Annotated in this window: 29 protein-coding genes and 1 riboswitch; of the genes, 14 read left to right on the top strand and 15 right to left on the bottom strand. The window is 66.9% G+C overall.

Annotation, left to right across the window (positions count from 1 at the left end; translation table 11 throughout):
- From A5650_RS02215 to A5650_RS02230, 4 genes are all read right to left on the bottom strand, one after another.
- On the bottom strand, positions 1-519 hold a 519-nt coding region (locus A5650_RS02215; RefSeq protein ID WP_197501767.1), incomplete at its 3' end, for a transglycosylase family protein.
- Between the two features lie 9 nt (positions 520-528).
- Positions 529-706: riboswitch (cyclic di-AMP (ydaO/yuaA leader) on the bottom strand.
- A 253-nt stretch (positions 707-959) separates the two neighbouring features.
- Entirely contained in the window at positions 960-1,226 is a 267-nt protein-coding gene (locus A5650_RS02220; protein WP_067285852.1) for a MoaD/ThiS family protein, read from the bottom strand.
- Between the two features lie 13 nt (positions 1,227-1,239).
- On the bottom strand, positions 1,240-2,289 hold the full coding sequence (moaA, locus tag A5650_RS02225; protein WP_067285854.1) for a GTP 3',8-cyclase MoaA: 1,050 nt from the start codon (positions 2,287-2,289) through the stop codon (positions 1,240-1,242).
- Entirely contained in the window at positions 2,286-2,702 is a 417-nt protein-coding gene (locus A5650_RS02230; protein ID WP_067285856.1) for a YccF domain-containing protein, read from the bottom strand. Before A5650_RS02230 ends, moaA begins: the two co-directional genes overlap by 4 nt.
- Positions 2,703-2,863: 161 nt before the next feature.
- Between A5650_RS02230 and A5650_RS02235 the strand changes: the two genes are divergently transcribed.
- Entirely contained in the window at positions 2,864-3,274 is a 411-nt protein-coding gene (locus tag A5650_RS02235) for a cold-shock protein (protein WP_067285858.1), read from the top strand.
- Positions 3,275-3,361: 87 nt separating this feature from the next.
- Positions 3,362-4,378 carry a glutathione S-transferase family protein gene (locus A5650_RS02240; protein WP_067285860.1) on the top strand — a complete coding sequence of 339 codons (1,017 nt, stop codon included), beginning with the start codon at positions 3,362-3,364 and terminating at the stop codon, positions 4,376-4,378.
- Positions 4,379-4,382: 4 nt separating this feature from the next.
- On the opposite strand, the gene A5650_RS02245 is transcribed toward A5650_RS02240, so the two are convergent.
- Both A5650_RS02245 and A5650_RS02250 read right to left on the bottom strand, forming a co-directional pair.
- Positions 4,383-4,862, bottom strand: a complete 480-nt coding sequence (locus A5650_RS02245) for a DUF2771 domain-containing protein (RefSeq protein WP_067285862.1) — start codon at positions 4,860-4,862, stop codon at positions 4,383-4,385.
- Positions 4,859-6,445: an MFS transporter gene (locus A5650_RS02250; RefSeq protein WP_197501769.1), complete on the bottom strand. Its 1,587-nt coding sequence runs from the start codon at positions 6,443-6,445 to the stop codon at positions 4,859-4,861. The genes A5650_RS02245 and A5650_RS02250 overlap by 4 nt, the downstream gene beginning before the upstream one ends.
- A 196-nt stretch (positions 6,446-6,641) precedes the next feature.
- Between A5650_RS02250 and A5650_RS02255 the strand changes: the two genes are divergently transcribed.
- Complete coding sequence (locus A5650_RS02255) at positions 6,642-7,403, top strand: DUF3027 domain-containing protein (RefSeq protein WP_067285865.1); 762 nt, start codon at positions 6,642-6,644, stop codon at positions 7,401-7,403.
- Here A5650_RS02255 and A5650_RS02260 read toward each other — a convergent pair.
- Together A5650_RS02260 and A5650_RS02265 are read right to left on the bottom strand one after the other, a co-directional pair.
- Positions 7,400-7,852 (bottom strand): SRPBCC family protein, encoded by a 453-nt coding sequence (locus A5650_RS02260; RefSeq protein ID WP_067285867.1) that lies wholly within the window; start codon positions 7,850-7,852, stop codon positions 7,400-7,402. The genes A5650_RS02255 and A5650_RS02260 overlap by 4 nt on opposite strands.
- Positions 7,853-7,872: 20 nt before the next feature.
- Positions 7,873-8,112, bottom strand: coding sequence for a DUF2530 domain-containing protein (locus A5650_RS02265; RefSeq protein WP_067285868.1), 240 nt, complete (start codon positions 8,110-8,112; stop codon positions 7,873-7,875).
- A 48-nt stretch (positions 8,113-8,160) separates the two neighbouring features.
- Here A5650_RS02265 and A5650_RS02270 point away from each other — a divergent pair, with 48 nt between their 5' ends.
- Both A5650_RS02270 and A5650_RS02275 read left to right on the top strand, forming a co-directional pair.
- Positions 8,161-9,030 (top strand): TrmH family RNA methyltransferase, encoded by an 870-nt coding sequence (locus tag A5650_RS02270; RefSeq protein WP_067285914.1) that lies wholly within the window; start codon positions 8,161-8,163, stop codon positions 9,028-9,030.
- A 5-nt stretch (positions 9,031-9,035) separates the two neighbouring features.
- Positions 9,036-9,308 carry a DUF2537 domain-containing protein gene (locus A5650_RS02275; protein WP_067285869.1) on the top strand — a complete coding sequence of 91 codons (273 nt, stop codon included), beginning with the start codon at positions 9,036-9,038 and terminating at the stop codon, positions 9,306-9,308.
- A gap of 116 nt (positions 9,309-9,424) precedes the next feature.
- Here the strand turns inward: A5650_RS02275 and sepH are convergent, their stop codons facing one another.
- Both sepH and serC read right to left on the bottom strand, forming a co-directional pair.
- On the bottom strand, positions 9,425-10,240 hold the full coding sequence (sepH, locus tag A5650_RS02280) for a septation protein SepH (RefSeq protein ID WP_067285871.1): 816 nt from the start codon (positions 10,238-10,240) through the stop codon (positions 9,425-9,427).
- A gap of 145 nt (positions 10,241-10,385) precedes the next feature.
- Positions 10,386-11,498, bottom strand: coding sequence for a phosphoserine transaminase (gene serC / locus A5650_RS02285; protein ID WP_067285874.1), 1,113 nt, complete (start codon positions 11,496-11,498; stop codon positions 10,386-10,388).
- 207 nt (positions 11,499-11,705) lie between these two features.
- Between serC and A5650_RS02290 the strand changes: the two genes are divergently transcribed.
- The 3 genes from A5650_RS02290 (at position 11,706) to A5650_RS02300 (ending at position 15,012) form a co-directional block, all read left to right on the top strand.
- Complete coding sequence (locus A5650_RS02290) at positions 11,706-12,137, top strand: CAP domain-containing protein (RefSeq protein WP_231992488.1); 432 nt, start codon at positions 11,706-11,708, stop codon at positions 12,135-12,137.
- 174 nt (positions 12,138-12,311) lie between these two features.
- Positions 12,312-13,325 carry an AurF N-oxygenase family protein gene (locus A5650_RS02295; RefSeq protein WP_067285876.1) on the top strand — a complete coding sequence of 338 codons (1,014 nt, stop codon included), beginning with the start codon at positions 12,312-12,314 and terminating at the stop codon, positions 13,323-13,325.
- A gap of 10 nt (positions 13,326-13,335) precedes the next feature.
- Positions 13,336-15,012 (top strand): FAD-dependent oxidoreductase, encoded by a 1,677-nt coding sequence (locus A5650_RS02300; RefSeq protein ID WP_067285877.1) that lies wholly within the window; start codon positions 13,336-13,338, stop codon positions 15,010-15,012.
- Between the two features lie 29 nt (positions 15,013-15,041).
- Here the strand turns inward: A5650_RS02300 and A5650_RS02305 are convergent, their stop codons facing one another.
- From A5650_RS02305 to A5650_RS02315, 3 genes are all read right to left on the bottom strand, one after another.
- A complete protein-coding gene (locus A5650_RS02305; RefSeq protein WP_067285879.1) occupies positions 15,042-15,497 on the bottom strand; it encodes a VOC family protein in 456 nt (151 codons plus the stop codon).
- Between the two features lie 116 nt (positions 15,498-15,613).
- On the bottom strand, positions 15,614-16,216 hold the full coding sequence (locus tag A5650_RS02310; protein WP_067285881.1) for a maleylpyruvate isomerase family mycothiol-dependent enzyme: 603 nt from the start codon (positions 16,214-16,216) through the stop codon (positions 15,614-15,616).
- Complete coding sequence (locus A5650_RS02315) at positions 16,213-17,331, bottom strand: citrate synthase 2 (protein WP_067285882.1); 1,119 nt, start codon at positions 17,329-17,331, stop codon at positions 16,213-16,215. The genes A5650_RS02310 and A5650_RS02315 overlap by 4 nt, the downstream gene beginning before the upstream one ends.
- Positions 17,332-17,447: 116 nt before the next feature.
- Between A5650_RS02315 and pdxH the strand changes: the two genes are divergently transcribed.
- The 5 genes from pdxH to A5650_RS02340 all read left to right on the top strand — a co-directional run bounded on the left by pdxH (position 17,448) and on the right by A5650_RS02340 (position 22,235).
- Positions 17,448-18,077 (top strand): pyridoxamine 5'-phosphate oxidase, encoded by a 630-nt coding sequence (gene pdxH / locus A5650_RS02320; RefSeq protein ID WP_067285884.1) that lies wholly within the window; start codon positions 17,448-17,450, stop codon positions 18,075-18,077.
- Between the two features lie 103 nt (positions 18,078-18,180).
- A complete protein-coding gene (locus A5650_RS02325) occupies positions 18,181-18,840 on the top strand; it encodes a TetR family transcriptional regulator (RefSeq protein ID WP_197501768.1) in 660 nt (219 codons plus the stop codon).
- Positions 18,841-18,936: 96 nt separating this feature from the next.
- Positions 18,937-20,244: a citrate synthase gene (locus tag A5650_RS02330; RefSeq protein ID WP_082950574.1), complete on the top strand. Its 1,308-nt coding sequence runs from the start codon at positions 18,937-18,939 to the stop codon at positions 20,242-20,244.
- 127 nt (positions 20,245-20,371) lie between these two features.
- On the top strand, positions 20,372-21,829 hold the full coding sequence (locus tag A5650_RS02335; RefSeq protein WP_067285888.1) for an MFS transporter: 1,458 nt from the start codon (positions 20,372-20,374) through the stop codon (positions 21,827-21,829).
- Positions 21,819-22,235 (top strand): MarR family winged helix-turn-helix transcriptional regulator, encoded by a 417-nt coding sequence (locus tag A5650_RS02340; RefSeq protein WP_067285890.1) that lies wholly within the window; start codon positions 21,819-21,821, stop codon positions 22,233-22,235. Before A5650_RS02335 ends, A5650_RS02340 begins: the two co-directional genes overlap by 11 nt.
- On the opposite strand, the gene A5650_RS02345 is transcribed toward A5650_RS02340, so the two are convergent.
- Together A5650_RS02345 and A5650_RS02350 are read right to left on the bottom strand one after the other, a co-directional pair.
- Positions 22,232-23,746: a phytoene desaturase family protein gene (locus A5650_RS02345; RefSeq protein WP_231992490.1), complete on the bottom strand. Its 1,515-nt coding sequence runs from the start codon at positions 23,744-23,746 to the stop codon at positions 22,232-22,234. The two genes, A5650_RS02340 and A5650_RS02345, sit on opposite strands and share 4 nt — an antisense overlap.
- Before the next feature lie 50 nt (positions 23,747-23,796).
- Positions 23,797-24,057, bottom strand: coding sequence for a DUF2630 family protein (locus A5650_RS02350; protein ID WP_067285892.1), 261 nt, complete (start codon positions 24,055-24,057; stop codon positions 23,797-23,799).
- 30 nt (positions 24,058-24,087) lie between these two features.
- Here A5650_RS02350 and A5650_RS02355 point away from each other — a divergent pair, with 30 nt between their 5' ends.
- Positions 24,088-24,462, top strand: a complete 375-nt coding sequence (locus A5650_RS02355) for an FKBP-type peptidyl-prolyl cis-trans isomerase (protein ID WP_067088183.1) — start codon at positions 24,088-24,090, stop codon at positions 24,460-24,462.
- Positions 24,463-24,485 lie beyond the last annotated feature (23 nt).

Below are 24,485 nucleotides of genomic sequence, written 5' to 3' on the forward strand. Positions count from 1 at the left end.
GGATTTCTTCGGTGGGGGTGGCGGAGGCGCGGGAGCGGCCAGAGCATCGGCCGGCGCGGGTGGCGGCGGCGGAGCGAACGGATCGAACGGCGGGGGCGGCGGCGGCAGCAGATTGTTCACTGCGTCGATCGCGTCGTCGACGACGTTGCGCGGCGTCGCACCGGACAAGCCGCGACCGCACGTGGGCCACGCGCCCTTGCCTTGGCTGGCGAGCACGCGTTCGGCGACCGCGATCTGCTCTTCCTTGGAGGCCAGGTGCGCGGCGGGTGCGTACTCACCGCCGCCGTGACCGGACCAGGTGCTCGGCGAGAACTGCAGCCCGCCCTGATAGCCGTTACCGGTGTTGATCGCCCAGTTGCCGCCGGACTCGCAGCTGGCGACCTGATCCCACTCGCTGTCCGAGGCGGCGTTGGCCTGGCTGGCCAGCGCAATGCTTCCGGTTCCGAGCACAGCGCCCGTGAAGGCGACTTTCGCAACGTTGACAGCCGACGAAGTCGGCTTGCGGTGCCGTCCACTCATAGGTGCGTTCGGTCCTCTCTTCGGCGCCCGCGAGGTCAGCTGTCGGGTTCGGGCTGGAGAGGTATGCCCGGCCGTGTCGCACAACGCGATTCGGCTTCACCCCAAGGAACCGTCGGTTCCTGGTCCGTCTGTGACTCGGCGGACCGGTGGGTCCCCCGCCTCCATCCAAGTTGTTCGTTGGTATCCCGTGCGTCAACGGATGGAGCTCGGCGCGGTTGGGCACGGCGGGCCAATCGGTTTGGGGTCGACTGGCTTGGGACTGAACCGTATCGGCTCGTTTTGGCCGCGTCATCTTTTGCCGATTACGGCGTTTTCGGCTTCGGCAAATCTTAAAAATCCTCTAAATGCCCAGCAGTTTCGGGCGTTTCCGCAGGACTAGCGAGGGCTCCACCGCGTCGTAGCCAGGTTGTGATCATTCCGTTATGTGACGGAAATCACCGTTATCCGCCGGCGAAGGGGGGAAGAACATCGATCGTTTGAGCGTCGCGCAACGCGACCGACTCATCGCGCACTGCGACGCCGTCGCACAGAAAACTGCAGCGTTTCAAGACTTTCGCGAAATTCTCGTCGCGTTCGGCGAGTCCCGCGACAAGCGCGGCGAGCGTCGTTCCGGGCCGAAGCCGAATCGTCTCCTCATCGTTACCGGCGGCGGCCCGTGCGGCCGCGAAATAACGGACATTCACCGCGAGTGTCGTTGCCGTCGTCATAGCTTCTTTCGACTCATCCGCCGATCGCGCTCATCGGGCGGTCGGGTTGTACGAAGTCCGGATCGTTGATGCCGTGGCCTGCCGCCTTGGCCCACATCGCCGCGCGCCATGCGGCCTCGACGGCGGCGTCGTCGGCGCCGCCGCGCATCAGACGACGCAGGTCGGTCTCCTGCCGGGCGAACAGACAGTTGCGGACCTGACCGTCGGCGGTCAGCCGGGTGCGGTCGCAAGCGGAGCAGAACGCGTGCGAGACCGAGGCGATGATGCCGACCTTGCCCATGCCGCCATCGACCCGCCACAACTCGGCAGGCGCCGACCCGCGCGGCACGGTATCGGGGGTGAGCTCGAAGTGCTGCTGAAGCGCGGCCAGCACGTCATCCGCCGCGATCGCCTTGCCTCGCTGCCACTCGTGGCCGGCGTCCAACGGCATCTGCTCGATGATGCGCAGCTGATAGCCGTGGTCGAGGCAGTACCGCAGCAGGTCCACCGCATCGTCGAGCCCGGTGACTGGGTCGAGGACGGCGTTGACCTTCACCGGATCGAGCCCCGCAGCCTTGGCCGCCCGCAGTCCGGCCAGCACATCGGCGAGTCTGTCCCTGCGGGTGATCGCGGCGAACCGCGCGGAGTCGACGGTGTCCAGCGACACGTTGATGCGGTCCAGTCCGGCGCGCTTGAGCCGCTCGGCCCGTCTGTCGAGTCCGATGCCGTTGGTGGTCAGCGTGATCTCCGGGCGCGGTCGCAGCGCGGCCGTCGCGGCGACGACGTCCTCGAGGTGCCGGGCGACCAGCGGCTCGCCCCCGGTGAAGCGCACGCTGCGGATGCCCAGCCTCTCGACGCCGATGCGCAGCAGCCGGGTCAGCTCATCGGGCCGCAGCAGCTGTTCCGACGGCAGCCAGTCCAGCCCCTCGGCGGGCATGCAGTAGGTGCAGCGCAGGTTGCAGCGGTCGGTCAGCGACACCCGCAGATCGGTGGCGACCCGGCCGAACGTGTCGATCAGCGGCCCGTCGGCGGGGGCGGGCAAGGGCGGGGCGGCCGAGGGCACGCCGAGGTCGGTGACGGTCATGCGGCGGCTCGCCAGGGGTCGGCGGCGGGCTGGCCCAGGCTGTCGACCGGGACGATGTCCTTGCCGAGCGGCATCAGCGATACCGGGATGAGCTTGAGGTTGGCCAGCGCGAGCGGGATGCCGACGATCGTGATCGCCATCGCCACGGCGGTGAGAACATGGCCGATCGCCAGCCAGACGCCGAACAAGATGACCCAGATGACGTTGCCGATCAGCGCGCCGGGCCGGGGTCCCGGTTTGTCGACGATCGTGCGGCCGAACGGCCACAACGCGTACACCGCGATGCGTAGGGCGGCGAACCCGAAGGGGATGGTGATGATCAGCACGAAGCAGATCAGCGCCGCCACCAGGTAGCCCAGCGCCAGCCACAGGCCGCCGAAGATCAACCAGATGATGTTGAGTATCAATCGCATATGGGCGCTTCTTCTCCTCCAGCGGTGGCCTTCAGCCTACCGATAAGGGGGTGCTGGCGAGGTCGAGGTCAGAGTAGGATCGAGCAACACGCGTCCCGGCGCAATCGGGGCGCTTTCCTTATGTTCGCTATGTAGGTACACAAGACGAGCGGGTGAGACCAGTGCCGACCGGCAAGGTTAAGTGGTACGACGCCGAAAAGGGCTTCGGGTTTTTGTCGCAGGAGGACGGCGAGGACGTCTACGTCCGATCGTCGGCGCTGCCATCCGGTGTCGAGACCCTCAAGGCGGGTCAGCGCGTCGAGTTCGGCATCGCCGCGGGCAGGCGCGGTCCCCAGGCATTGACGTTGAAGGTCATCGATCCGCCGCCGAGCCTCACGCGGACGCGTCGCGAGGCGGCCGCCGCCGAGCGCAAGCACTCGCCCGACGAGCTGCACGGGATGATCGAGGACATGATCACTCTGCTGGAGAGCACCGTGCAGCCGGAGCTGCGTAAGGGTCGCTATCCCGACCGCAAGGTCGCGCGTCGAGTTTCCGAAGTGGTGCGAGCGGTCGCCCGCGAGCTCGAGCACTGAGGGAGTCGGCTCGAAACTGAGCTTGTGCACGGAATCCCGGCGCTCGAACGCGCATAAGTTCAGATTCGGCGGGGAAGAATCGACGTCATGGCATATGTCGCCGACAAGTCCGACTCGGGTGGCGAGTTCAACCGCGACACCAAGTACATCGGCACTCGTATCACGGCCGATGGCCGCGACGGCTATCCCGTCGAACCCGGCCGCTACCGGCTCGTCGTCGCGCGGGCCTGCCCGTGGGCCAACCGCACGATCATCGTTCGACGGCTGCTGGGCCTCGAGGACGTGCTGTCGATCGGCTTCTGCGGCCCCACCCACGACGAGGACAGCTGGACGTTCGACCTCGATCCGGGCGGCGTCGACCCGGTACTGAAAATCCCGCGGCTCAAGGACGCCTACCTCAAACGTTTCCCCGATTACGACAAGGGCATCACGGTCCCGGCGATCGTCGACGTGCCGACCGGTGAGGTCGTCACCAACGACTTCCCCCAGATCACCCTCGACTTGTCCACCGAGTGGACGCAGTACCACCGCGACGGCGCGCCGAACCTCTACCCGGAGCCACTGCGCGGCGAGATCGACGAGGTGGCGCAACGCATCTACACCGAGATCAACAACGGTGTGTACCGGTGCGGGTTCGCTGGATCGCAGCAGGCCTACGAGAAGGCCTACGACAGGCTGTTCACCGCGCTGGACTGGCTCGAAGGCCGGCTCACGAATCAGCGATACCTGGTGGGCGACACCATCACCGAGGCCGACGTCCGGTTGTTCACCACGCTGGCGCGCTTCGACCCCGTCTATCACGGGCACTTCAAGTGCAATCGCCAGAAACTCGCGGAGCTACCCGCGCTGTGGGCCTACGCCCGCGACCTGTTCCAGACGCCGGGCTTCGGCGACACCATCGACTTCGTCCAGATCAAGCAGCACTACTACATCGTGCACACCGACATCAACCCGACGCAGGTCGTTCCGAAGGGGCCCGACCTGTCCAACTGGTTGGCGCCGCACGGCCGGGAAGCCCTGGGCGGCAGACCGTTCGGCGACGGAACCCCGCCGGGCCCGCCGCGCGACGGCGAACGCGTACCGGACGGACACGGAGCGAACTGACCGGTCAGGACCACACCGTGCGCACCGACCACTCGGCGTGCGGCGCAGGGACCTCTTCATCGTCGATGCGGACCAGCGTGGGCAGCCAGATGACGAACCCGGTGAGCTTGCCGCGGCGCGGGTCGACGGTTGGGATCGTCACCGCCAACCGGGTGTTGGGCCGAAACTCCTCGATCATGTCGGAGTCCTCGTACTGGCGCAGCAGCACCCACGGCGCCCGACCAATCGCCGGCGGCACCGACACCTGCACCGAGTGACGTTCGTTGACCGGCAGCTCGCCCTGATCCTCGAACACCTCGCACTTGGTGGGGTTCTTCACGTCGCAGTACCGGTAGGGGCCGACACGCACGAGGTGGCCACTCGAATATGCGCTGATCTCAGGGTATTTCGCGGTGGGGTGGTCGCCGAGCCGCCAGATGAGCACACCGGTGCCCACGGACGCGAGGATCACCACCGCGACCAGCGCGGCGATCGTGCGCTTCACTCGTGCGCCACCGCCGCGGCGTCGGAACGTACGCCCTCTTGTTCGGCCAGCACGGGTCGGTTGCCGCCGAGGCCGGGAATCAGCGAGTCACCGCGGTAGCTCACGACGGTTTGCGCGAGGCCGAGGATCAGCACCGAGGTGATCGCCGTGAAGCCGACCCACAGTTCGGTGTAGACCAGCACGCCGACCGCGCCGCCCGCAACCCAGGCCAGCTGCAACACCGACTCCGAACGGCCGAACGCCGACGCCCGCGACTCCTCGGGCAGGTCGTCCTGCAGCGACGCGTCCAGCGAGGCCTTACCGATCGCACTGGCCCCCGAGGTCAACAGCGTCGCGATCGCCGCCACGAGAAGGTTGCCGGTCAGTGCGGCGGCCAGCGCGACGAGAGTGACGACGACCGTGCACCGCACGACCACCTTCGCCGGATAACCGAGCTTGAGTCGCGCGCTGGTGAAGTTGCCTGCGAAATTGCCGATGGCCGCCGCCGCGCCGATCACCCCGAGGATGCGCAACTGCTCCCACCCGCTGGCGTCGTGCGACTTGGCGACGAACGCCGGATAGAGGAACAGGAAGCCGACCATCACCTTGATGGTGCAGTTGCCCCACAGCGCCGCGATGGTGTTGCGCCCCAACGGTTGGCGTGCCGACTTCGGGGGCGACGTCGGTTCGGCGCCGCGCCGCAGTTCGCCCGTACGCCCGTGATAGCTCAGCGTCGCCGGCACCTCGCCCTCGGTGACCTCTACCCATCTCGGGATCCGCATCGACAGCGCGGCACCGGCCACCGACACCGCGACGATCACGTAGAGCGCGCCCGGCATCTCGAACAGCTTGAACAGGTACTCCGCGCCGGCGGCGACCGCGCCGCCGACCATCGTGCCGCCGAGCAAGCCGAACGTGGTCAGCCGCGAGTTCACGCGGACCAGGTCAATGGTCGGCGGCAGAACACGCGGGGTCACCGCGCTGCGCAGCACGCTGAATGACTTGGACAGCACCATCATTCCGAGTGCGCACGGGTAGAGCACCCACGACGGGAAGCTTCCGGTGGCGCCGTCGTAGTTGGCGATCAACACCACCGCCAGCGCCGTGCGCAATGCGAACGACGTTGCCAGCGCGACCCGGCGGCCGTGCTGCAGGCGGTCGAGCGCGGGGCCGATCAGCGGTGCGATGACGGCGAACGGCGCGATGGTGATCAACAGGTACAGCGCGACCTTGCCCTTGCTCTCACCGGAGGCCGCCGCGAAGAACAGGGTGTTGGCCAGCGCGACCGCCATCGCGGCGTCGACGGCGAAGTTCGCGACCACGGGCCACGTCAGCGCCGTCAGACCGGACTTGTCGGCGCCGTCGGCGGTCGCGGCCCGGTGCACCAGGCCGTACATCTTGGAGCCCATCTCGCGGCTGCGTTGCGCGGCCACCCTTGTGACGGTGATCTTTTCGCCCGCGGCGCTGCCCATCCGGTGCGGAGGGGGTGTGGCGCCGAATTCGCGGGTGGGCTCGTCGAGCGGCGGCAGCCAGCGGTTGGCGCTGGGGGTGGGGCCGTTGCGGCGGGGGCGACGGTAACTCGGGTCGCTCGGATAGTTCGCCATTCCCGGGTGCTCGTCGTCCCATCGGTCGTCGGCGGGCGGGCGCGGCGGGTAGTAGCGGGGGTCGCGCCGACCCGTGAAGTCTCGGGGGTCACGACGCGGTCCGGTCACGTTGTCGATTCTCCACCATCGAAGCGGTAGCGGGCGTGCAGCCAACCGGTGTGGCTGCCGGTTAGCCGGTCAGGCAGTATTGGGGGCGATGGACAGCGTGACCGAATCCGCCGAACGGCCGGATCTGGAGGCGGTGCTTCTCGGCGCCGTCGACGACGCCCGCGCGGCGATCGTCGAGTTCAGCGGCGAGAACACCGTTGGTGAATACCTGGGTGCGAGCTTCGAGGACCCGACCGCGGCCACGCACCGCTTCCTTGCGGACCTGCCGGGCTACCGCGGCTGGCAGTGGGCCGTCGTCGTCGCGGCCTGGCCGGGCGCCGAACACGCCACCATCAGCGAGGTGGTGCTGGTGCCGGGCCCCACGGCGTTGCTGGCGCCGAAGTGGGTGCCGTGGGAAGAACGCGTCCGCCCCGGCGATCTGGGTCCGGGAGACCTTCTCGCGCCGCCCGCCGACGACCCGCGGCTGGTTCCCGGGTACATGGCGACCGGCGATCCGCAGATCGACGACGTCGCACTCGAGGTCGGTCTGGGTCGACGCCAAGTGCTCAGTCAGTGGGGTCGCCTGGACGCCGCGCAACGCTGGCACGACGGCGACTACGGACCGGGTTCGGCGATGGCGCGCTCGACGCGGCGGGTGTGCCGCGACTGCGGCTTCTACCTCCCGCTGTCTGGAGCTCTCGGGACGATGTTCGGCGTCTGCGCCAACGAGTTCTCCGCCGACGGTCACGTCGTCGACGCCGAATACGGTTGCGGCGCACACTCCGACACCCCGCAGCCCGCCGGCGGCGGATCCCCGTTGTACGACCCGTACGACGACGGCGTGCTCGATCTGACCGAGCCCGCCGATTAACTCTCGGCCGCGGCCTTGATCCTCGCGAGCGACTCGTTCATGCCCTCGACGAGTTCGCGTTCGAAGCTGGGCACCCCACCCATGAACGCATTGACCGACATGTTGGAGAAGGCCTTCACGCCGTTCTCCGCGTGACGGGTCTCCACCAGTCGGGTGCCGGTCTCGGTGGGTTCGAGTTCGTAGCTCCACACCGTGCCGTTCTCGTTGACCCGAAACGCGAGCTTCTTTTCCGGGACCAGCTCCGTGATCTGGCTCGTGGTGGGCCAGAACAGGAACTTGCGCCGGTTGAGGTTGATCGTCTTCGCCCCCGGCCGCAGCGGGCCGAACGTCTTCATGAGCCGACACTGCGGGCTCCATCGCGGCATGTTCTTGAGGTCGGAGACCAACTCCCACACCTTCGACACCGGGGCGTTGATCGTCGTCTCGGCTTGCAACAGCGGCGCTGCCATTGCGTCCTCCTGTCTCTTGTTTAAGTGAGTCCGCTCTGCGCCCCGCGCGATCCGCGACGCACGGCGCGACGTTGCCACAACCAGATGCCCGTGCCAAGGGCGCCGACACCCAGCCCGGCCAGCGTGTACGGCCGCCACTCGTGTAAACCGGTCACCGTGAACGCCAGGATCGCAGCGACGACCCACCCGGCCGCGATCGCGACGACGACCGGCCCGGGCTTGAGCAGAACGGCGGGCAGCGGAGGCGGTTGCGGGGTCATCGCTATGAAAGGTAGCCCACGGCACGGCGGTGGCGGCCGGGCGTGACCGTGGCAGCCACCGTGATCGACGTCGCCGATCCGTCCGATCCGCGTCTCGACGACTTTCGCGACCTCAACAGCGTCGACCGCAGGCCCGACCTGCCCACCGGCAAGGGGTTGGTGATCGCCGAGGGCGTGCTCGTGGTGCAGCGGATGCTGGCGTCGCGGTTCGTCCCACGCGCGATGATGGGCACCGACCGCCGCATGCAGGAGCTCGCGACTGACCTCGTCGGCGTCTCGGCGCCCTACTACCGCGTGCCCGCCGACGTGATGGCCGAGGTGGTGGGCTTTCACCTCAACCGCGGTGTGCTGGCGTCGGCGTCGCGGCCGCGGGAGTTGACGGTCACCGAGGTGTTGGACGGCGCCCGCACCGTCGCGGTGCTCGAAGGCGTCAACGACCACGAGAACCTCGGCTCGGTTTTTCGCAATGCCGCCGGCCTCGGTGTGGACGCGGTGATCTTCGGCACCGGTTGCGCCGATCCGCTGTACCGGCGCGCCGTCCGGGTGTCGATGGGTCACGCGCTGCTCGTGCCGTACGCGTGGGCCAAGTCGTGGCCGGCCGATCTGGAGTTGTTGCGCGACAACGGCTTTCGACTATTGGCCATGACTCCCGGTCCCACTGCGCGTTCATTGGCCGACGCGATGTCGGACGTCATCGACGACAAGGTGGCGATCCTGGTCGGCGCGGAAGGACCGGGCCTGACCGAACGGACGATGCGCGCGGCGGATCTTCGGGTGCGGATCCCGATGTCGCGCGGAACCGACTCGCTCAACGTCGCGACCGCTGCCGCGCTGGCATTCTATGAGCGGGTTAGATTGGGCACCGGCGAGCTGGGGCCACACCCGAAGGGTAGGGGAGAGCGGAGCGAATCGGAGTGACGGATATGACCGACGACTCGACGCCGTGGACGATGGGGTTGACGGTGGCGGGGTTCGTCGCGGCGGTGATTGCGGCGGCGATCGTGGTGCTCAGCCTCGGCCTGCTGCGGTTGCATCCGCTGCTGGCGATCGGCCTCAACTTGGTCGCGGTCGGCGGCCTGGCCCCGACGGTCTGGGGGTGGCGCAATCGGCCGGTGTGGCGGTGGTTCGTGCTGGGCTCCGGCGTCGGCGTGGCCGCCGCGTGGCTGGTCGTGCTCGCCATTGCGTTGAGCAGCTGATGTAAGGCGAACTCAGCGGTCGCCCAATCCTGCCGAGCAGACGCAAAAGTGCCTCATATCGCGAGATTTCGGGCAGTTTTACGACTGCTCGCGAGAAGAAGTGCGGGCCGTGAAACTCAGCGCTGGCCGCTGGAGCGCACGCCCAGAAGGACGTCCTCCCAGGCGGGAACCGCGGGCTTGGCCTTACCCCTGCGGGCCTTGGCCGGCTTCTGCGCGACGGGCTCGGGGGCTTCTTCGGTCTGGGGCTCGGGCGGGGTCGCCTGCACCGGCGGGTCGATCGGAAGCGTCGGCTCCTCGACCTCGACCTGCGGCTCGGGCAGCGCGGCGACGGGGCGCAGCGGTCGGGTGAAGTTCGGGTCGATGAGCTCGGACGCGGCGTCGTCGAACGCGGTGACCGTCCCGCCGTGGGCGCCGGGGGAGAAGCGGAAATGCGCCGCGAGGTCCGACCTGCCTGCTTTCCATGCCAGCCGCACCGTCCAGCGGCCGTCTTCGTTGCGCCACGCGTCCCAGGTCGGCGCGTCCGGGTCGAGCCCGCGCGCGATCAAAGCCGTCGTGACCGTCTCCAGCAAGGTCAGTACCGACGGCCCGTCCGCGAGCACCGGATGCGCGGCGGTTGCCAGCTCGGCGGCCCGGGCGCGCTCGAGCAACACCGGATGCGCGAACCGCTCGACGCGGGACACGTCGACGCCCGAAGCCTCCGCGACCTGTTCGACGGATGCACCGGCCCTGATCCGGGACTGAATCTCCTTGGGTCGCAGCACGGTTTGAACCTCGGCCTCGTCTCGTGTCTGACTCGAACCCACCTGGTCGCCACGGACAGCGGCCCGCAACCGATCGTCGCGCAGCAGCGTGAACTTCTCACCGGAGCCGTCGGCCTCGCAGATGATTCGTTTGCCGTCCACATCGAGTCCGACGACTTTGAGTTCCCGCATGGCGACCTCCTCCGGGCTAGCGCGAAGCCCGATCAACCGGACACTACTGCGTTATCCGCCCGTTACCTGGTATGACACGCGGGCTAAAGCCGCTCCCCGCCTGTTGGTCGCGAGCTAAAGCCGCTCCCCGCCTGTTGGTCGCGGGCTAAAGCCGCTCCACCACCCAGTCGATGCATGCGGTCAGCGCGCTCACGTCCTCCGGGTCGACGGCCGGGAACATGCCCACCCGAAGCTGGTTGCGGCCCAGCTTGCGATAAGGCTCGGTGTCGACGATGCCGTTGGCCCGCAGCGTCTTGGCCACCGCGGCTGCGTCGACGTCCTCGTTGAAGTCCACGGTGCCCACCACCTGCGAGCGCAATGCCGGGTCGGTCACGAACGGTGTCGCGAACTGCGCCGCGTCGGCCCAGCCGTATAGCCGCTGCGACGAATCCGCCGTGCGCTTGACCGCCCAGTCCAGCCCACCGTTGCCCAGCAGCCAGTCCAGCTGCTCGGCGAACAGGATCAAGGTGCCGATCGCCGGGGTGTTGTACGTCTGATTCTTGAGGCTGTTCTCGATCGCGATCGGCAGCGACAAGAACTCGGGCATCCAGCGACCCGCGCCCGCGATCGCCTCGACGCGGGTTAGCGCGGCCGGCGACATGATCGCCACCCACAGCCCGCCGTCGCCGGCGAAGTTCTTCTGCGGAGCGAAGTAGTAGACGTCGGACTCGGTGATGTCGACCGGCAGCCCGCCCGCTGCCGACGTCGCGTCGATCGCGATCAACGCATCACCGGCACCGTCGGGACGCTGGACGGGGACCGCGACCCCCGTCGACGTCTCGTTGTGCGCCCAGCCGATCAGGTCGACCGACGGATCCGACGTCGGCTCCGGCGCGCTGCCCGGATCCGCCTTGACGACAACCGGGTCGCCCACGAACGGGTTCTTGGCCACCGCGGAGGCGAACTTCGCGCTGAACTCGCCGTAGGTCAGGTGCAGCGAACGCTTCTCGATCAGGCCGAACGCCGCCGCATCCCAGAATGCGGTGGTGCCGCCATTGCCGAGAATCACCTCGTACCCGTCGGGCACGGAGAACAGCTCACGCAGACCGTCGCGTACCCGGCCGACCAGGTTCTTCACCGGGGCCTGACGATGCGAGGTCCCGAACAGGTCACCCGCCGCTGCGAGCGCGGACAGCTGTTCGGGGCGGACCTTCGAGGGTCCGCAGCCGAAACGGCCATCGCGCGGTTTGAGGTCGGCGGGGATCGCGAGGTCGGACATGCGCTCAACAGTAATGACTGGTTTTGTGCGGCCGGCGCGGGGATGGGCGGCAGAGATATGTCACAAAAGTGGGTAAACGACCTACATAGAGACCTCGTTGTGTCCATACTGTGACCTGTCGGGGACTGAAGCTCGAGCCCAGGGGGGCACGTGATCAGTCTTAGAAAAAGCTCGGTCCTGTTTTCCATCTGCACGGGTGCTCTAGCGGTGTGCGCACCGCTGGCCGCGGGCCCGACCCAGGCCGACGGCGCCGACGACGGCGCGCTGCTGGACGAGATCAACGCCGCCCGCGCGGCCAACGGGTGCGGCCCGGTCGCGGGAAACCCGCAGCTGAGCGCCGCCGCGGCCCGGCAGGCCAACGACATGCTTGCCAACAACGTGCAGAGCCACACCGGTTCGGACGGATCGTCTGCCGGCCAGCGCATCAATGCCGCCGGTTACACGACGTACTCCAAGGCGGGCGAGATCATCTTCTGGAGCACGGGAGTCGGGGCCGTCCCCGCCGAAGCGGTCAACTGGTGGATGAACAGCCCCGGGCACCGCGCGATCATCACCGACTGCAGCATGACCGATGTCGGCGTCGCCGTCCTGCGCAACGGTCCCAGGGCCGCCGCCGTCGGCGAGTTCGGCAGCAGATAGCGCCCGACGCTCACCTCTCCCCGCGGCACGCATGCGCTGTGACGACGATCACATATCGATGTCTTCGGCGCCGTGTGACACATCGCGCTCGGGGGTATGTTCAGTAGGCGATACCTCCGGTACCGTTGTTGGACATCAGTGGCGCGAATGTAAACCTCATAGGGAGGTCCGAGAATGGCGCGAACACGACTGGTCAGGCGATGGCGTCGGAACATGGAAGTCACCGAGGACGCCGAATACGTCGACACGCTCACCACGCTCTCCGAGGGTTCGGTGCGACGGAACTTCAATCCGTACACCGACATCGACTGGGACGCGCCCGAGTTCGCGGTCACCGAGAACGACCCGCGCTGGGTGCTGCCCGCGACCGACCCGCTCGGCGGACATCCCTGGTATCAGGCGCAACCGCTCGAACGACAGATCGAGATCGGAATGTGGCGGCAGGCCAACGTCGCGAAGGTCGGTCTGCAGTTCGAGATCATCCTCATCCGCGGGCTGACGAATTACGCATTCTGGGTTCCCAACGGGTCACCCGAGTACCGGTACTGCCTGCACGAGTCGGTCGAGGAGTGCAACCACACCATGATGTTCCAGGAGATGGTCAACCGCATCGGCGCCGACGTGCCGGGCATGCCCCGCATGCTGCGGTGGCTGTCGCCGTTCATCCCGCTCGTCGCCGGACCGCTGCCGATCCCGTTCTTCTTCGGCGTGCTCGCCGGCGAGGAGCCGATCGACCACACGCAGAAGAACGTGCTGCGCGAGGGCAAGGAGCTACACCCGATCATGGAGCGGGTGATGGCCATCCACGTGGCGGAGGAGGCCCGTCACATCTCGTTCGCTCACGAGTATCTGCGCAAGCGCCTGCCGCGACTCAACCGCCGTCAGCGGTTCTGGCTGTCACTGAACGTACCGATCATCATGCGGGTGCTGTGTCAGGCGATCATTGTGCCGCCCAAGGCTTTCTGGCGTGAGTTCGACATTCCGCGCTCGGTACGCAAGGAGCTGTTCTTCCGCGCGCCGAAGTCCCGCCAGTTCCTGCGCGACATGTTCGGCGACGTCCGGATGCTCTGCCATGAGACCGGATTGATGAACCCGTTCGCCAGGTTGATGTGGCGGCTCTGCAAGATCGACGGCAAGCCGAGCCGTTACCGCAGCGAACCGGCCCGTCAGCACGTGATCGCCGCATAGGACGCACAACGTGCCCCATGTGATCACCCAGTCGTGTTGCAGCGACGGGTCCTGTGTCTACGCGTGTCCGGTGAACTGTATTCACCCGACACCGGACGAGCCCGGTTTCGCGACCGCCGAGATGCTCTACATCGATCCCGTCGCATGCGTCGACTGCGGAGCCTGTGTGTCGGCGTGCCCGGTCGGGGCGATATCGCATGACTCGAAGTTGACGCCGGAGCAGGTTCCGTTCGTCGAGTTGAACGCGGCGTTCTATCCCGAACCGGACGGCAGGCTGCCGCCGACGTCGAAGCTGGCGCCGGTTATCGAGGCGCCCGTGGTGTATCCCCGCGCCGGCGGACCGCTGACCGTCGCGATCGTCGGGTCCGGACCCGCCGCGATGTACGCCGCCGATGAGCTGCTCACCCAGAAGGGTGTGCGCGTCAACGTCTTCGAGCGGCTGCCCACGCCGTACGGATTGGTGCGCGCAGGCGTCGCCCCCGACCATCAGAGCACCAAACGTGTGACCAAGCTGTTCGACAGGATCGCCGCACAACCGGGGTTCACCTTCTACCTCAACGTCGAGGTGGGCACGGACGTCACGCACGACGAATTGCTTGAGCATCACCACGCTGTGCTCTACGCCGTCGGCGCACCCAACGACCGGCGGCTCGACATCGCCGGGATGGGCCTGCCGGGTACGGGCACCGCGACCGAGTTCGTGGCCTGGTACAACGGCCACCCCGATTTCGACTCGCTACCAATCGATCTGGGGCACGAGCGGGCTGTCATCGTCGGCAACGGCAACGTCGCCCTCGACGTCGCACGGATCCTCGTCACGCCGCCAGATGTCCTCGCGTGCACGGACATCTCCGATCACGCGCTCGCCGTGCTCCGCGATTCCAGAGTGACCGAGGTCGTGATCGCCGGCCGGCGCGGTCCCAAGGACTCGGCCTTCACGCTGCCCGAGCTGATCGGGTTGACATCGACGTGCGAGGTGGTGCTCTCGCCGGCCGATCACGGACTGGTGGACCGGGACCTGGCTGCCGCCGAGGAACCCCTCACGCGCAACAAGTTGGAAGTCCTGAGCAAGCTCGGGGACACTTCGGCACCGGTGACCCGGCCGCGGATCCGCCTGGTCTACCGAATGACGCCGAAGCGCGTCGTCGGCGACGCCCGCGCCGAGGCGATGGAGTTCACCGTGACCGGCACCGACGAGGTTCACCGGCTCGACGCCGGACTGGTACTGACCTCGATCGGCTACCGCGGCAAGCCGATTCGCGGCCTTCCCTTCGACGAGTCGGCGGCGGTCGTCCCCAACGGCGGTGGACGCGTCCTCGACCCCCAGTCGGGCGAGCCGGTTCCCGGCAGCTACGTCGCCGGGTGGATCAAACGCGGACCGACGGGGTTTATCGGCACCAACAAGTCGTGCGCCGCACAGACCGTGCACAACCTGGTCGCCGACTACAACGACGGCAGTCTGCGCGACCCGCTGTACAAGCCGGGCGCACTCGACAAGCTCATGCACAGCCGACGTCCAGACATGGTCGACTCGGCCGGGTGGAAGGCGATCGACGCCGCCGAGGTCGCCCGCGGCGGCGACGAGCGTCCGCGCGTGAAGTTCACCGCGGTAGACGACATGCTGACCGCTGCGCAAGCGGACGCGCCGCGGTTCGGCCGGCGCCTACTGGCCGGCCTGCGCCGCTGACCTCACTGACAAGCCTGCGCTTGACGCCGTCACTGGGGCTGGTGGACCGCCTTCTCGATCTCCTCGGGGCTGACCTCGCGCATCGGTTGTCCCATCGACCACATATGTCCGAACGGGTCGCGTAGCACGCCGTAGCGGTCGCCCCAGAACATGTCATCGAGCGGCATCACGACGGTCGCGCCGGCGTCGACCGCTTTCTGGAACTTGGCGTCGACATCGGTGACCGTCAGGTGAATCGTCACAGGCGAACCGCCGAACGCCTCCGGCGTCTCCGACTTGCCGTCGTTCATCTCCGGGAAATCGTCGTTGAGCATCACCAGCGAACCATTGATCCGCAACGCAGCGTGGAACAGCTTCTTCCCGTCCGGTCCGGGCACCCGGCCGAGTTCCTCGGCGTCGAACGCCTTGACGTAGAAGTCGATGGCCGCGGCGCCGTCGCTGACCGTGAGCATGGGGGATACCTCTGGCTTTACGTCGATGGCCATGTGCAAAGCTCCTTTCGATTCGGGTTGGTGCCCGCGGAGGGGGCACCAGTACCGACCTGCGCAGAGCGTCGAATTAATCGGTACGTGGCCCATGCAACCACCGACCACCGACAGGATCAGACGATCGAAAAGGACGGCGGAAGCCCGTCGCGTCCGGTCAGCGCCATCAGCACCGTCTCACCGTGCTCCTGGGCCGCGATCCGAGCCGCCAACACCAACGCCTCCTCGAGCACCGATGGCGGCAGCGTGAACGAAATCCCAATTGCGCGTGCGATATCCAGGCTGTGCACGGCCAGCTCGAACGTACGCGTCGGCAGGTAGTCCCGCAGCCGGATGCCTAGCCCGCCGATCACCTGGATCAGCGGATCGTCGACCGTCCGCAGCCGCGCGAGTGCTCGAGTGACCAGATCGGCGACCGCCGCTGCCGGATCGCCACCAAGGTCCCGCCCGGCCTGTCGACCGCGCTCGGCGACATCGGCGGGGTCGATGCCCAAAGCGGTCGGGTTCACCCGCGCGTAGTACTCCTGCGGGGAGGCGAGGTCCGCGCGGTCGGCGGTGGTCTCGAGGTAGGTGAGCACCGTGGTGAGCGAGCGCGACGTGTGCCCGACCAGCGAGCGCACGTCCCAATCACCCAGCCCCGGTTCGGACCAGGCGTCAGCGGGGATCCGGCCGACGAGGTCAGCGAATCTGTGTGCCGCCGCGGCGAACGTCGTGGTCACGACCGGACGATCTGGTCCCAGCCCTCGACCGACTCCGGGCTGCGCGGCGCCGGGCCGACGTAGATCGCCGACGGACGCACCAGCTTGCCGAGCCGTTTTTGCTCGAGGATGTGTGCACACCACCCGGCGGTGCGGCCGCAGGTGAACATCGCGGGCATCATCTTGGTCGGCACCTGCGCGAAGTCCAAGATCACCGCCGCCCAAAACTCGACGTTGGTCTCAATGGCGCGGTCCGGCCTCCGCTCCCGCAGCTCGGTCAGGGCGGCCTGTTCCAGCGCGGCGGCCACCTCGTAGCGCGGCGCCTCGAGCCGCTTGGCCGTCGCGCGCAGCACCCGCGCCCGCGGATCCTCGGCGCGGTAGACCCGATGCCCGAAGCCCATGAGTTTCTCCTTGCGGTCGAGGATGCCCTTGACCACTGCGCGGGCGTCGCCGGTCTTCTCGGCCTCCTCGATCATCGGGATCACGCGGGCGGGGGCGCCGCCGTGCAGCGGCCCGCTCATCGCGCCGATCGCGCCGGACAGGGCGGCCGCGACGTCGGCCCCGGTCGACGCGATCACGCGGGCGGTGAACGTCGAGGCGTTCATGCCGTGTTCGGCGGCGGTGACCCAGTAGGCGTCGATGGCCTCCACATGGCGGGGATCGGGATCGCCCTGCCAGCGGGTCATGAATCGCTCTGTCACCGTTGAGCATTCGTCGACGGTGCGCTGGGGGACCGCGGGTTGGTAGATGCCGCGCGCCGACTGCGCGACGTAGGACAACGCCATCACCGAAGCCCGGGCGAGGTGGTCGCGGGCGGTGGCGTCGTCGATGTCGAGCAGCGGGGGATAGCCCCAGATCGGGGCTAACATCGCGAGCCCCGCCTGGACGTCGACGCGCACATCGCCACTGTGGATGGGCAGCGGGAACGGTTCGGCGGGCGGCAGACCGTTGCCGAACTTGCCGTCGACCAGCAACGCCCACACGTCACCGAAGGTCACCCGCTGGTTGACCAAGTCCTCGATGTCGACGCCGCGGTACCGCAGCGCGCCGCCGTCCTTGTCGGGTTCGGCGATCTCGGAGGTGAAGGCGACGACGCCTTCGAGGCCGGGTACGAAATCTTCAGGCACCGCACTCATGGGCAGATTCTTGCACCCACGCAACGGCGGTCATCTGGCGGTTGCTGACACCGCGGTGGGTGGTGTGGGCGTAGCGTTGTCGCGTGGCGGAGGTAGGCCCAGAACGCTTGGCGAGGATGCGGGTGGAATACGGTTCAGCGGAAAAGGACGGCAGTCCCGATCTCGACGTGGATTGGCTGGCCGACGGCTGGGTTACGTTGCTGCGCAAGTGGTTAGCCGACGCCGAGCGCGCCGGTGTCGCTGAACCCAATGCAATGGTGATCGGCACTGTGGACGGTCGCGGACGGCCCGTGACCCGGTCGGTGTTGTGCAAGAGCGTCGACGATGCCGGCATCACGTTCTACACCAACTACGACTCCGACAAGGGCGAGCAGTTGTCGGCGACGCCGTACGCGTCGGCCACCTTTCCCTGGTACCTGATCGGGCGCCAGGTCCACGTGCGCGGACCGGTCACAAAGGTGTCCGCGGAGGAGACGGCCGAGTACTGGTCCAAGCGCCCGCGGGGGTCGCAGCTCGGCGCCTGGGCGTCGTACCAGTCGAAGCCGATCGAGTCCCGCACCGCGCTGCTGGACCAGCTGGCGGAGGTGACGCAGCGATTCGCCGACCACGAAACGGTTCCTGTGCCGCCGAATTGGGGCGGCTATCTGATCGCGGCTGAGGTCGTGGAGTTCTGGCAGGGCCGGGAGAACCGGGTGCACAACAGGATTCGCATCCAGAAGGGGCGGATCGAACGGCTGCAGCCGTAGGAGCCGACGTTAGCTGCGGCGAGACAACGGTCCGGAATGCAGACGTCGATCATGTTATCGAGGTCGCCAAATTCTTAGCTCCTTCATAGTTTCGACCGTTAGGATGCCCTTTGTGTCTGACGGTAGGGGGGCGCAGACTCTCGGGCTGCGCGAGCGCAAGAAGCTGCGCACGCGAGCGACTCTCATCGACGCCGCTGTGGAGCTGTGCAATAGCCAGGGGTTCGAAAACACCACAGTCGATCAAATCGCTGCAGTAGCCGATGTCTCATCGCGTACGTTCAGCAGGTATTTTCCGACCAAAGACGCGATCGCCTTAGCGTTGGTCGACGAGATTCTCGACCGAACCGCAGTAGAACTCGCTCGCCAGGCCGACGATATGAACCACTATGAGGCGCTGCTGCGGGCCAACGTCGCGATGGTCGAAGCCGCCAAGCGGGCGAGGCCCGGCGAGTTGACTGCCGAGCGGCTGCTCTGCATCACCCGGATCATCGTGACTTCGTCGACGCTGCGTCAGGCCAGCGTGACGTTTCGCGGCAACGCGATCGAGCGCACGTTGGCCGCCCGACTCGGCGTCCCGCTGCACGACCAGAAAGTCAAGCTCACGGCAGCGGTCTGGGGTGCGGTGCTGATGACGGCGCTCGCAAGTGTTGCCAACGATGAGAGGGACTGGTCGCAAGTCTCGGTCGATGATCTCATCGATCGTCTGAAAGCGGTGTTCGGTGAGTTCGCCCACTTTGCGGGTAATCTGCATCAGCCCGTGTGAGCAACTGACGCCCCCGCTGGCGCGCGGCTGCCGGAATGGGACTACCTTTTGTAGGAGCAATGTCCAAATACTCCCAGCAGCGACGAAGGGAACCTCGTGGCCGATAACGCGAAGAGTGGGGAAGGGCAAGCCACCCTTTCCTACCCCGGTGGCACGCTCGACCTTGACATCGTTTCCGCCACTGAAGGCTCGGATGGCATCGCGCTGGGTTCACTGCTGGCCAAGTCCGGCTACACGACGTACGACGAGGGCTTCGTCAACACCGCGTCGACCAAGAGCGCGATCACCTACATCGACGGTGAGGCCGGCATTCTGCGGTACCGCGGATATCCGATCGAGCAGCTCGCGGAGAAGTCGAACTTCATCGAGGTGAGCTACTTGCTCATCTACGGTGAGCTGCCCACCAAGGAGCAGCTGGCGGAGTTCACCACCAAGATCCAGCGGCACACCCTGCTGCACGAGGATCTCAAGAGGTTCTTCGACGGCTTCCCGGCCAACGCCCACCCGATGCCGGTGCTCTCGAGCGCGGTCAATGCGCTGTCGACGTACTACGAGGACTCGCTCGACCCCTTCGACGACAACCAGGTCGAGCTGTCGACGATCCGCCTGCTGGCCAAGCTGCCGACCATCGCGGCGTACGCATACAAGAAGTCGGCGGGCCAGCCGTTCCTGTATCCGGACAACTCGCTGACGCTGGTCGAGAACTTCCTGCGCATGACGTTCGGTTTCCCAGCCGAGCCCTACGAGGTGGACCCGGAGATCGTCCGCGCTTTGGACATGCTGTTCATCCTGCACGCCGATCACGAACAGAACTGCTCGACGTCGACGGTGCGGCTGGTCGGCTCGTCGCAGGCGAACCTGTTCACGTCGATCTCCGGCGGCATCAATGCGCTGTGGGGCCCGCTGCACGGCGGCGCCAACCAGGCGGTGCTGGAGATGCTGGAGAAGATCCGCCAGGCCGACTTCGACGTCCACGAGTTCATCAAGAAGGTGAAGAACCGCGAGGACGGCGTGAAGCTGATGGGCTTCGGCCACCGGGTCTACAAGAATTACGACCCGCGCGCCCGCATCGTGAAGGAGCAGGCGGACAAGATCCTCGGCAAGCTCGGCGGTGACGACGAGATGCTGGAGATCGCACGGACTCTCGAGGAAGCCGCCCTGACCGACGACTTCTTCATCGAGCGCAAGCTCTACCCGAACGTCGACTTCTACACAGGCGTGATCTACCGGGCGATGGGCTTCCCGACGCGCATGTTCACGGTGCTGTTCGCGCTCGGCCGGCTGCCCGGCTGGATCGCGCACTGGCGGGAGATGCACGACGAGGGCAGCGGCAAGATCGGCCGGCCGCGCCAGATTTACACCGGTTACACCGAGCGGGACTACAAGGACGTCAGCAGCCGCTAGACCTGTCGGCGCCCCCTTCGCCGAACGTGGGTGACCCGCACGTGCGGCGTAATCCCACGCTCGACGTCGCATATCTCACTGCTGGCCGGCCTTGCCACCCGAACAGTTGTAGTTTCACAATTGTTGGGTGAAGGAATCCGTCGTCCGGTCATCCCCAGCTTCGCGTGGGCCCAGAGCGGCTCGGCGCAAGGCCATCATCCTGGTGACCTGCTGCCTGAGCCTGCTGATCGTGTCGATGGACGCAACGATCGTCAACGTCGCGATTCCGAACATCCGCGCCGACCTGCACGCCACCGGGTCTCAGCTGCAGTGGGTGATCGACATCTACACGCTGGTGTTGGCGTCGTTGCTGCTGCTGTCGGGTGCGACGGCCGACCGGTTCGGCAGGCGGGGGACCTTTCAGATCGGGCTGGCGGTGTTCGCGGTCGCGTCGCTGCTGTGCAGCCTGGCGCCGAACATCGAGACGCTGATCGCCGCGCGCTTCCTGCAGGCGATCGGCGGGTCGATGATGAACCCCGTCGCGATGTCGATCATCACGCAGGTGTTCACCGGTCGGGTGGAACGGGCTCGAGCCATCGGCATCTGGGGCGGGGTCGTCGGAATCTCGATGGCGGCCGGTCCGATCGTCGGTGGTGCACTCATCGAGTGGATGAACTGGCGGGCGGTGTTCTGGATCAATCTGCCGATCTGTGCGCTGGCGATTCTGTTGACGGTCATCTTCGTTCCGGCGTCCAAGTCGGCGACGATGCGCGACCTCGATCCGGTCGGCCAGGCGTTGGGGATGGCGTTCCTCTTCGGGCTCGTGTTCGTGCTCATCGAGGGGCCCGGATTAGGCTGGGATGACGTTCGGACGGTGGCAGTCTCGGTGGCAGCTGTGGCGACGTTCGTGGGCTTCCTGGCTTTCGAGGCGCGTAGGCGGGACCCGTTCATCGATCTGAGGTTCTTCCGGAGCATCCCGTTCGCGTCGGCGACGATGATCGCGGTGTGTGCATTCGCGTCGTGGGGTGCTTTCCTATTCATGATGTCGTTGTATCTGCAGGACGAGCGTGGCTTCTCGGCATTCCATACGGGGTTGATCTACCTGCCGATAGCCGTTGGGGCGCTGGTTTTCTCGCCGCTGTCGGGCCGGATGGTCGGGCGTTTCGGGGCGCGGCCGTCACTGTTGATCGCCGGGACACTGATCACGGCGGCCACGGTGATGCTCGCCCAGTTGTCGGCGACGACGCCGGTCTGGGAACTGCTGGTGATCTTCGCGGTCTTCGGTATCGGGTTCTCGATGGTCAATGCGCCGGTGACGAACGCAGCGGTCAGTGGTATGCCGACCGATCGTGCGGGGGCGGCCTCGGCGATCGCGTCGACCAGCAGGCAGGTCGGCGTGAGTATCGGTGTGGCGCTGTGTGGTTCGGTCGCCGGGGGTGCACTGGTGGCGATGGGGCCGGACTTTGCCGTGGTCACCCGGCCGCTGTGGTTCATCTGCGCGGCGCTGGGCGTGGCAATCATCGTGCTCGGCTGGTATTCGACGTCGGGGAGGGCGTTGCGGTCGGCCGATCGCCTGGAACCGTTGGTAACAGCCGATGTCCGGTAAGCGAGTGGCCGACGAGGCGTGGCGCACGATGGCTGCGTTCGTCGTCGAGAACCACGACAGATGGAAAAGGGCGGTCGTCGAACAGTCGGGGCTGCCGTTCAGCAGGGTGCGTATCCTGCGACGCTTGAGCCGGCGGGCGATGACAGTCAAGGAGCTGGCGCATGCGGCGACGATCGATGCGCCGGCTGCGACCGTCGCAGTCAACGACCTGGAGGCGCGCGGATTGGTGGTGCGTCAGGTCGATCCGGAAAATCGTCGATGCAAACGAGTTTCGCTCACCGACGCGGGACGTGCCGTGGTCAGCAACATCGACGCGGTCGACGACCCGGCGCCTGAGGTCATGGCGAATCTGGATGACGGCGAACTCGAGGCGTTGCGTCACATCATGGCCAAGTTGCGGTCCTAGCGCTCCAGCACCGCCATCGCGGCGTTATGCCCGCCGATGCCCGACACTCCACCGCCACGGTGTGATCCCGAGCCGCACAGCAGAATTCGGTCATGCGCGGTCGCCACCCCCCAGCGCTGCGCCGGAGTGTCGAGTGGCTCATCGTCTTCGGCGAACGGCCACGCCAGCCCGCCGTGAAAGATGTGCCCGCCCGTCATGCCCAACGAGTTCTCGAGATCGACCGTCGTCTTCGTCTCGATGCACAGCCGACCCGCCGAATCCTCCATCAGCACGTCCTGAATCGGTTCGGCCAAAACGGAGTTCAATGAGTTGAGCACCGCAGAGGTCAATGTGTCTCGCATCCGATCTGGATCGCCCGTCGCCACTAGACGGTGGGGAGTGTGCAGGCCGAACACCGTCAACGTTTGCGCCCCGGCAGCGCGGAGTTCGTCCGAAAGGATCGAGGGGTCGGTCAGCGAGTGGCAGTAGATCTCGCACGGCAGCGGGTCCGGCACCAGGCCGTGATCCGCTCGGCTGTACGCCTCGTCTAGCTGGCTATATGTCTCGTTGATGTGAAACGTCCCGCCGAATGCCTGCTCGGGTGTCACGGTATTGTCGCGCAATCGCGGTAACCGCCGAAGCATCAGGTTCACCTTGACCTGTGCCCCCGGCGTCGACCCTGGCGGTTGTTCACCCAGCAAGCCCGCCAGCACGGCCGGCGTGACATTGGCCAGGACCACGTCGCCGTGGACCGTGTGCTCGCCGCCGTCGCGGTTGAACCGCACCTCGCCGGTTGGATCGATTGCGTAAACGTCTGCACCGCACGTTATTTCGGCGCCGAAGCCAGTGGCGGCCGCCGCCAGCGCGCCGCTGACGGCACCCATACCTCCGATCGGCACGTCCCAGTCGCCCGTCCCGCCGCCCAGCAGGTGGTAGAGAAAACAGACGTTCTGGATCAGCGACGGGTCGTCGAGACGCGCGAACGTCCCGATCAACGCGTCGGTGGCCATCACGCCACGTACGACGTCGCTGTCGACGGCCGAGGTGATCGCGGGCCCTACCGGGTCGTCGATCATCATTCGCCACGCGGCGTCATCACCGACGAGCCGACGAGCTCGAGTGCGCGTCTGGAGCGGCTCCAGCAGTGTCGGCCACAGCCTCTCGACGAGATTGGAACACCGTTGGTAGAAGTCGGCGAACCGCGCCTCGTCGTCAGCCACGCCGATGGCGTCAAACGTCGACGTCGGCCCGATCAACAATCCGGTGCAGCCGCCGTTCGCGGGGTCGGGCGTGTACGACGAGTAGCGGCGTCGAAGCAACCGCACCCGCGCGCCGAGGTCGTCGACGATGCGCCGCGGGAGCAGGCTGACGAGATAGGAGTAGCGAGAGAGCCGGGCGTCGACTCCTTCGAAGGCGTGCGCGGACACGGCGGCCCCGCCCACGTGGTCCAATCGCTCCAGCACCCGCACTCGGCGGCCCGCTTTGGCGAGATAGGCCGCGGCGACCAGCCCATTGTGTCCGCCGCCGACCACGACGGCGTCATAAGTCGCCGTCGGCGCGGCTCCGGCGCCGTAACCGGAACTCAGTTGAGGTAACCCTCGACCTCGTCGGGCGGACGGACTTCGGCTTCCCGCGGATCGCCGCCCGTCTCCCGCTTGGCCCGGCGCTGCCGCAGGAGATCCCAGCACTGATCGAGCTGCACCTCGACGGCCTTGAGCCGTTTGTGCTCCTCGGACTCGTCGATCTCGCGGTTCTGAAGCTTCGCCCGAAGTTCTTGCTCCTCCGCGACCAGCTGGTTCACCTGGTTGAGAATGTCAGTGTCCGAAGTGAAGTCTTTGGTCACCGCACCAGTCTGCCCGACTACCGTGAATGCGTGACTTCAAGTTCAGGGCAGAAGCCCGAAATCGAATTCCCCGACGGCCCTCCGCCCAGCGAGCTGGTGATCACCGATCTGGTCGTCGGTGACGGCGCCGAGGCGGTGCCCGGCGCCAACGTCGAGGTGCACTATGTCGGCGTGGAGTACGACACCGGCGAGGAATTCGACAGTTCCTGGAACCGGGGTGAGTCGATCGAGTTTCCGTTGCGCGGCCTCATCCAGGGCTGGCAGGACGGCATCCCAGGAATGAAGGTGGGCGGCCGGCGACAGCTTGTCATCCCGCCGGAACAGGCTTATGGCCCCGCGGGTGGCGGCCACCGGCTGTCGGGCAAGACGTTGATATTTGTCATCGACCTTCTGGCTACCCGATGACGTGATTTTTGTCGTCGACCTTC

The organism is Mycobacterium sp. 1164985.4, from assembly GCF_001668575.1.
Taxonomy (GTDB): domain Bacteria; phylum Actinomycetota; class Actinomycetes; order Mycobacteriales; family Mycobacteriaceae; genus Mycobacterium.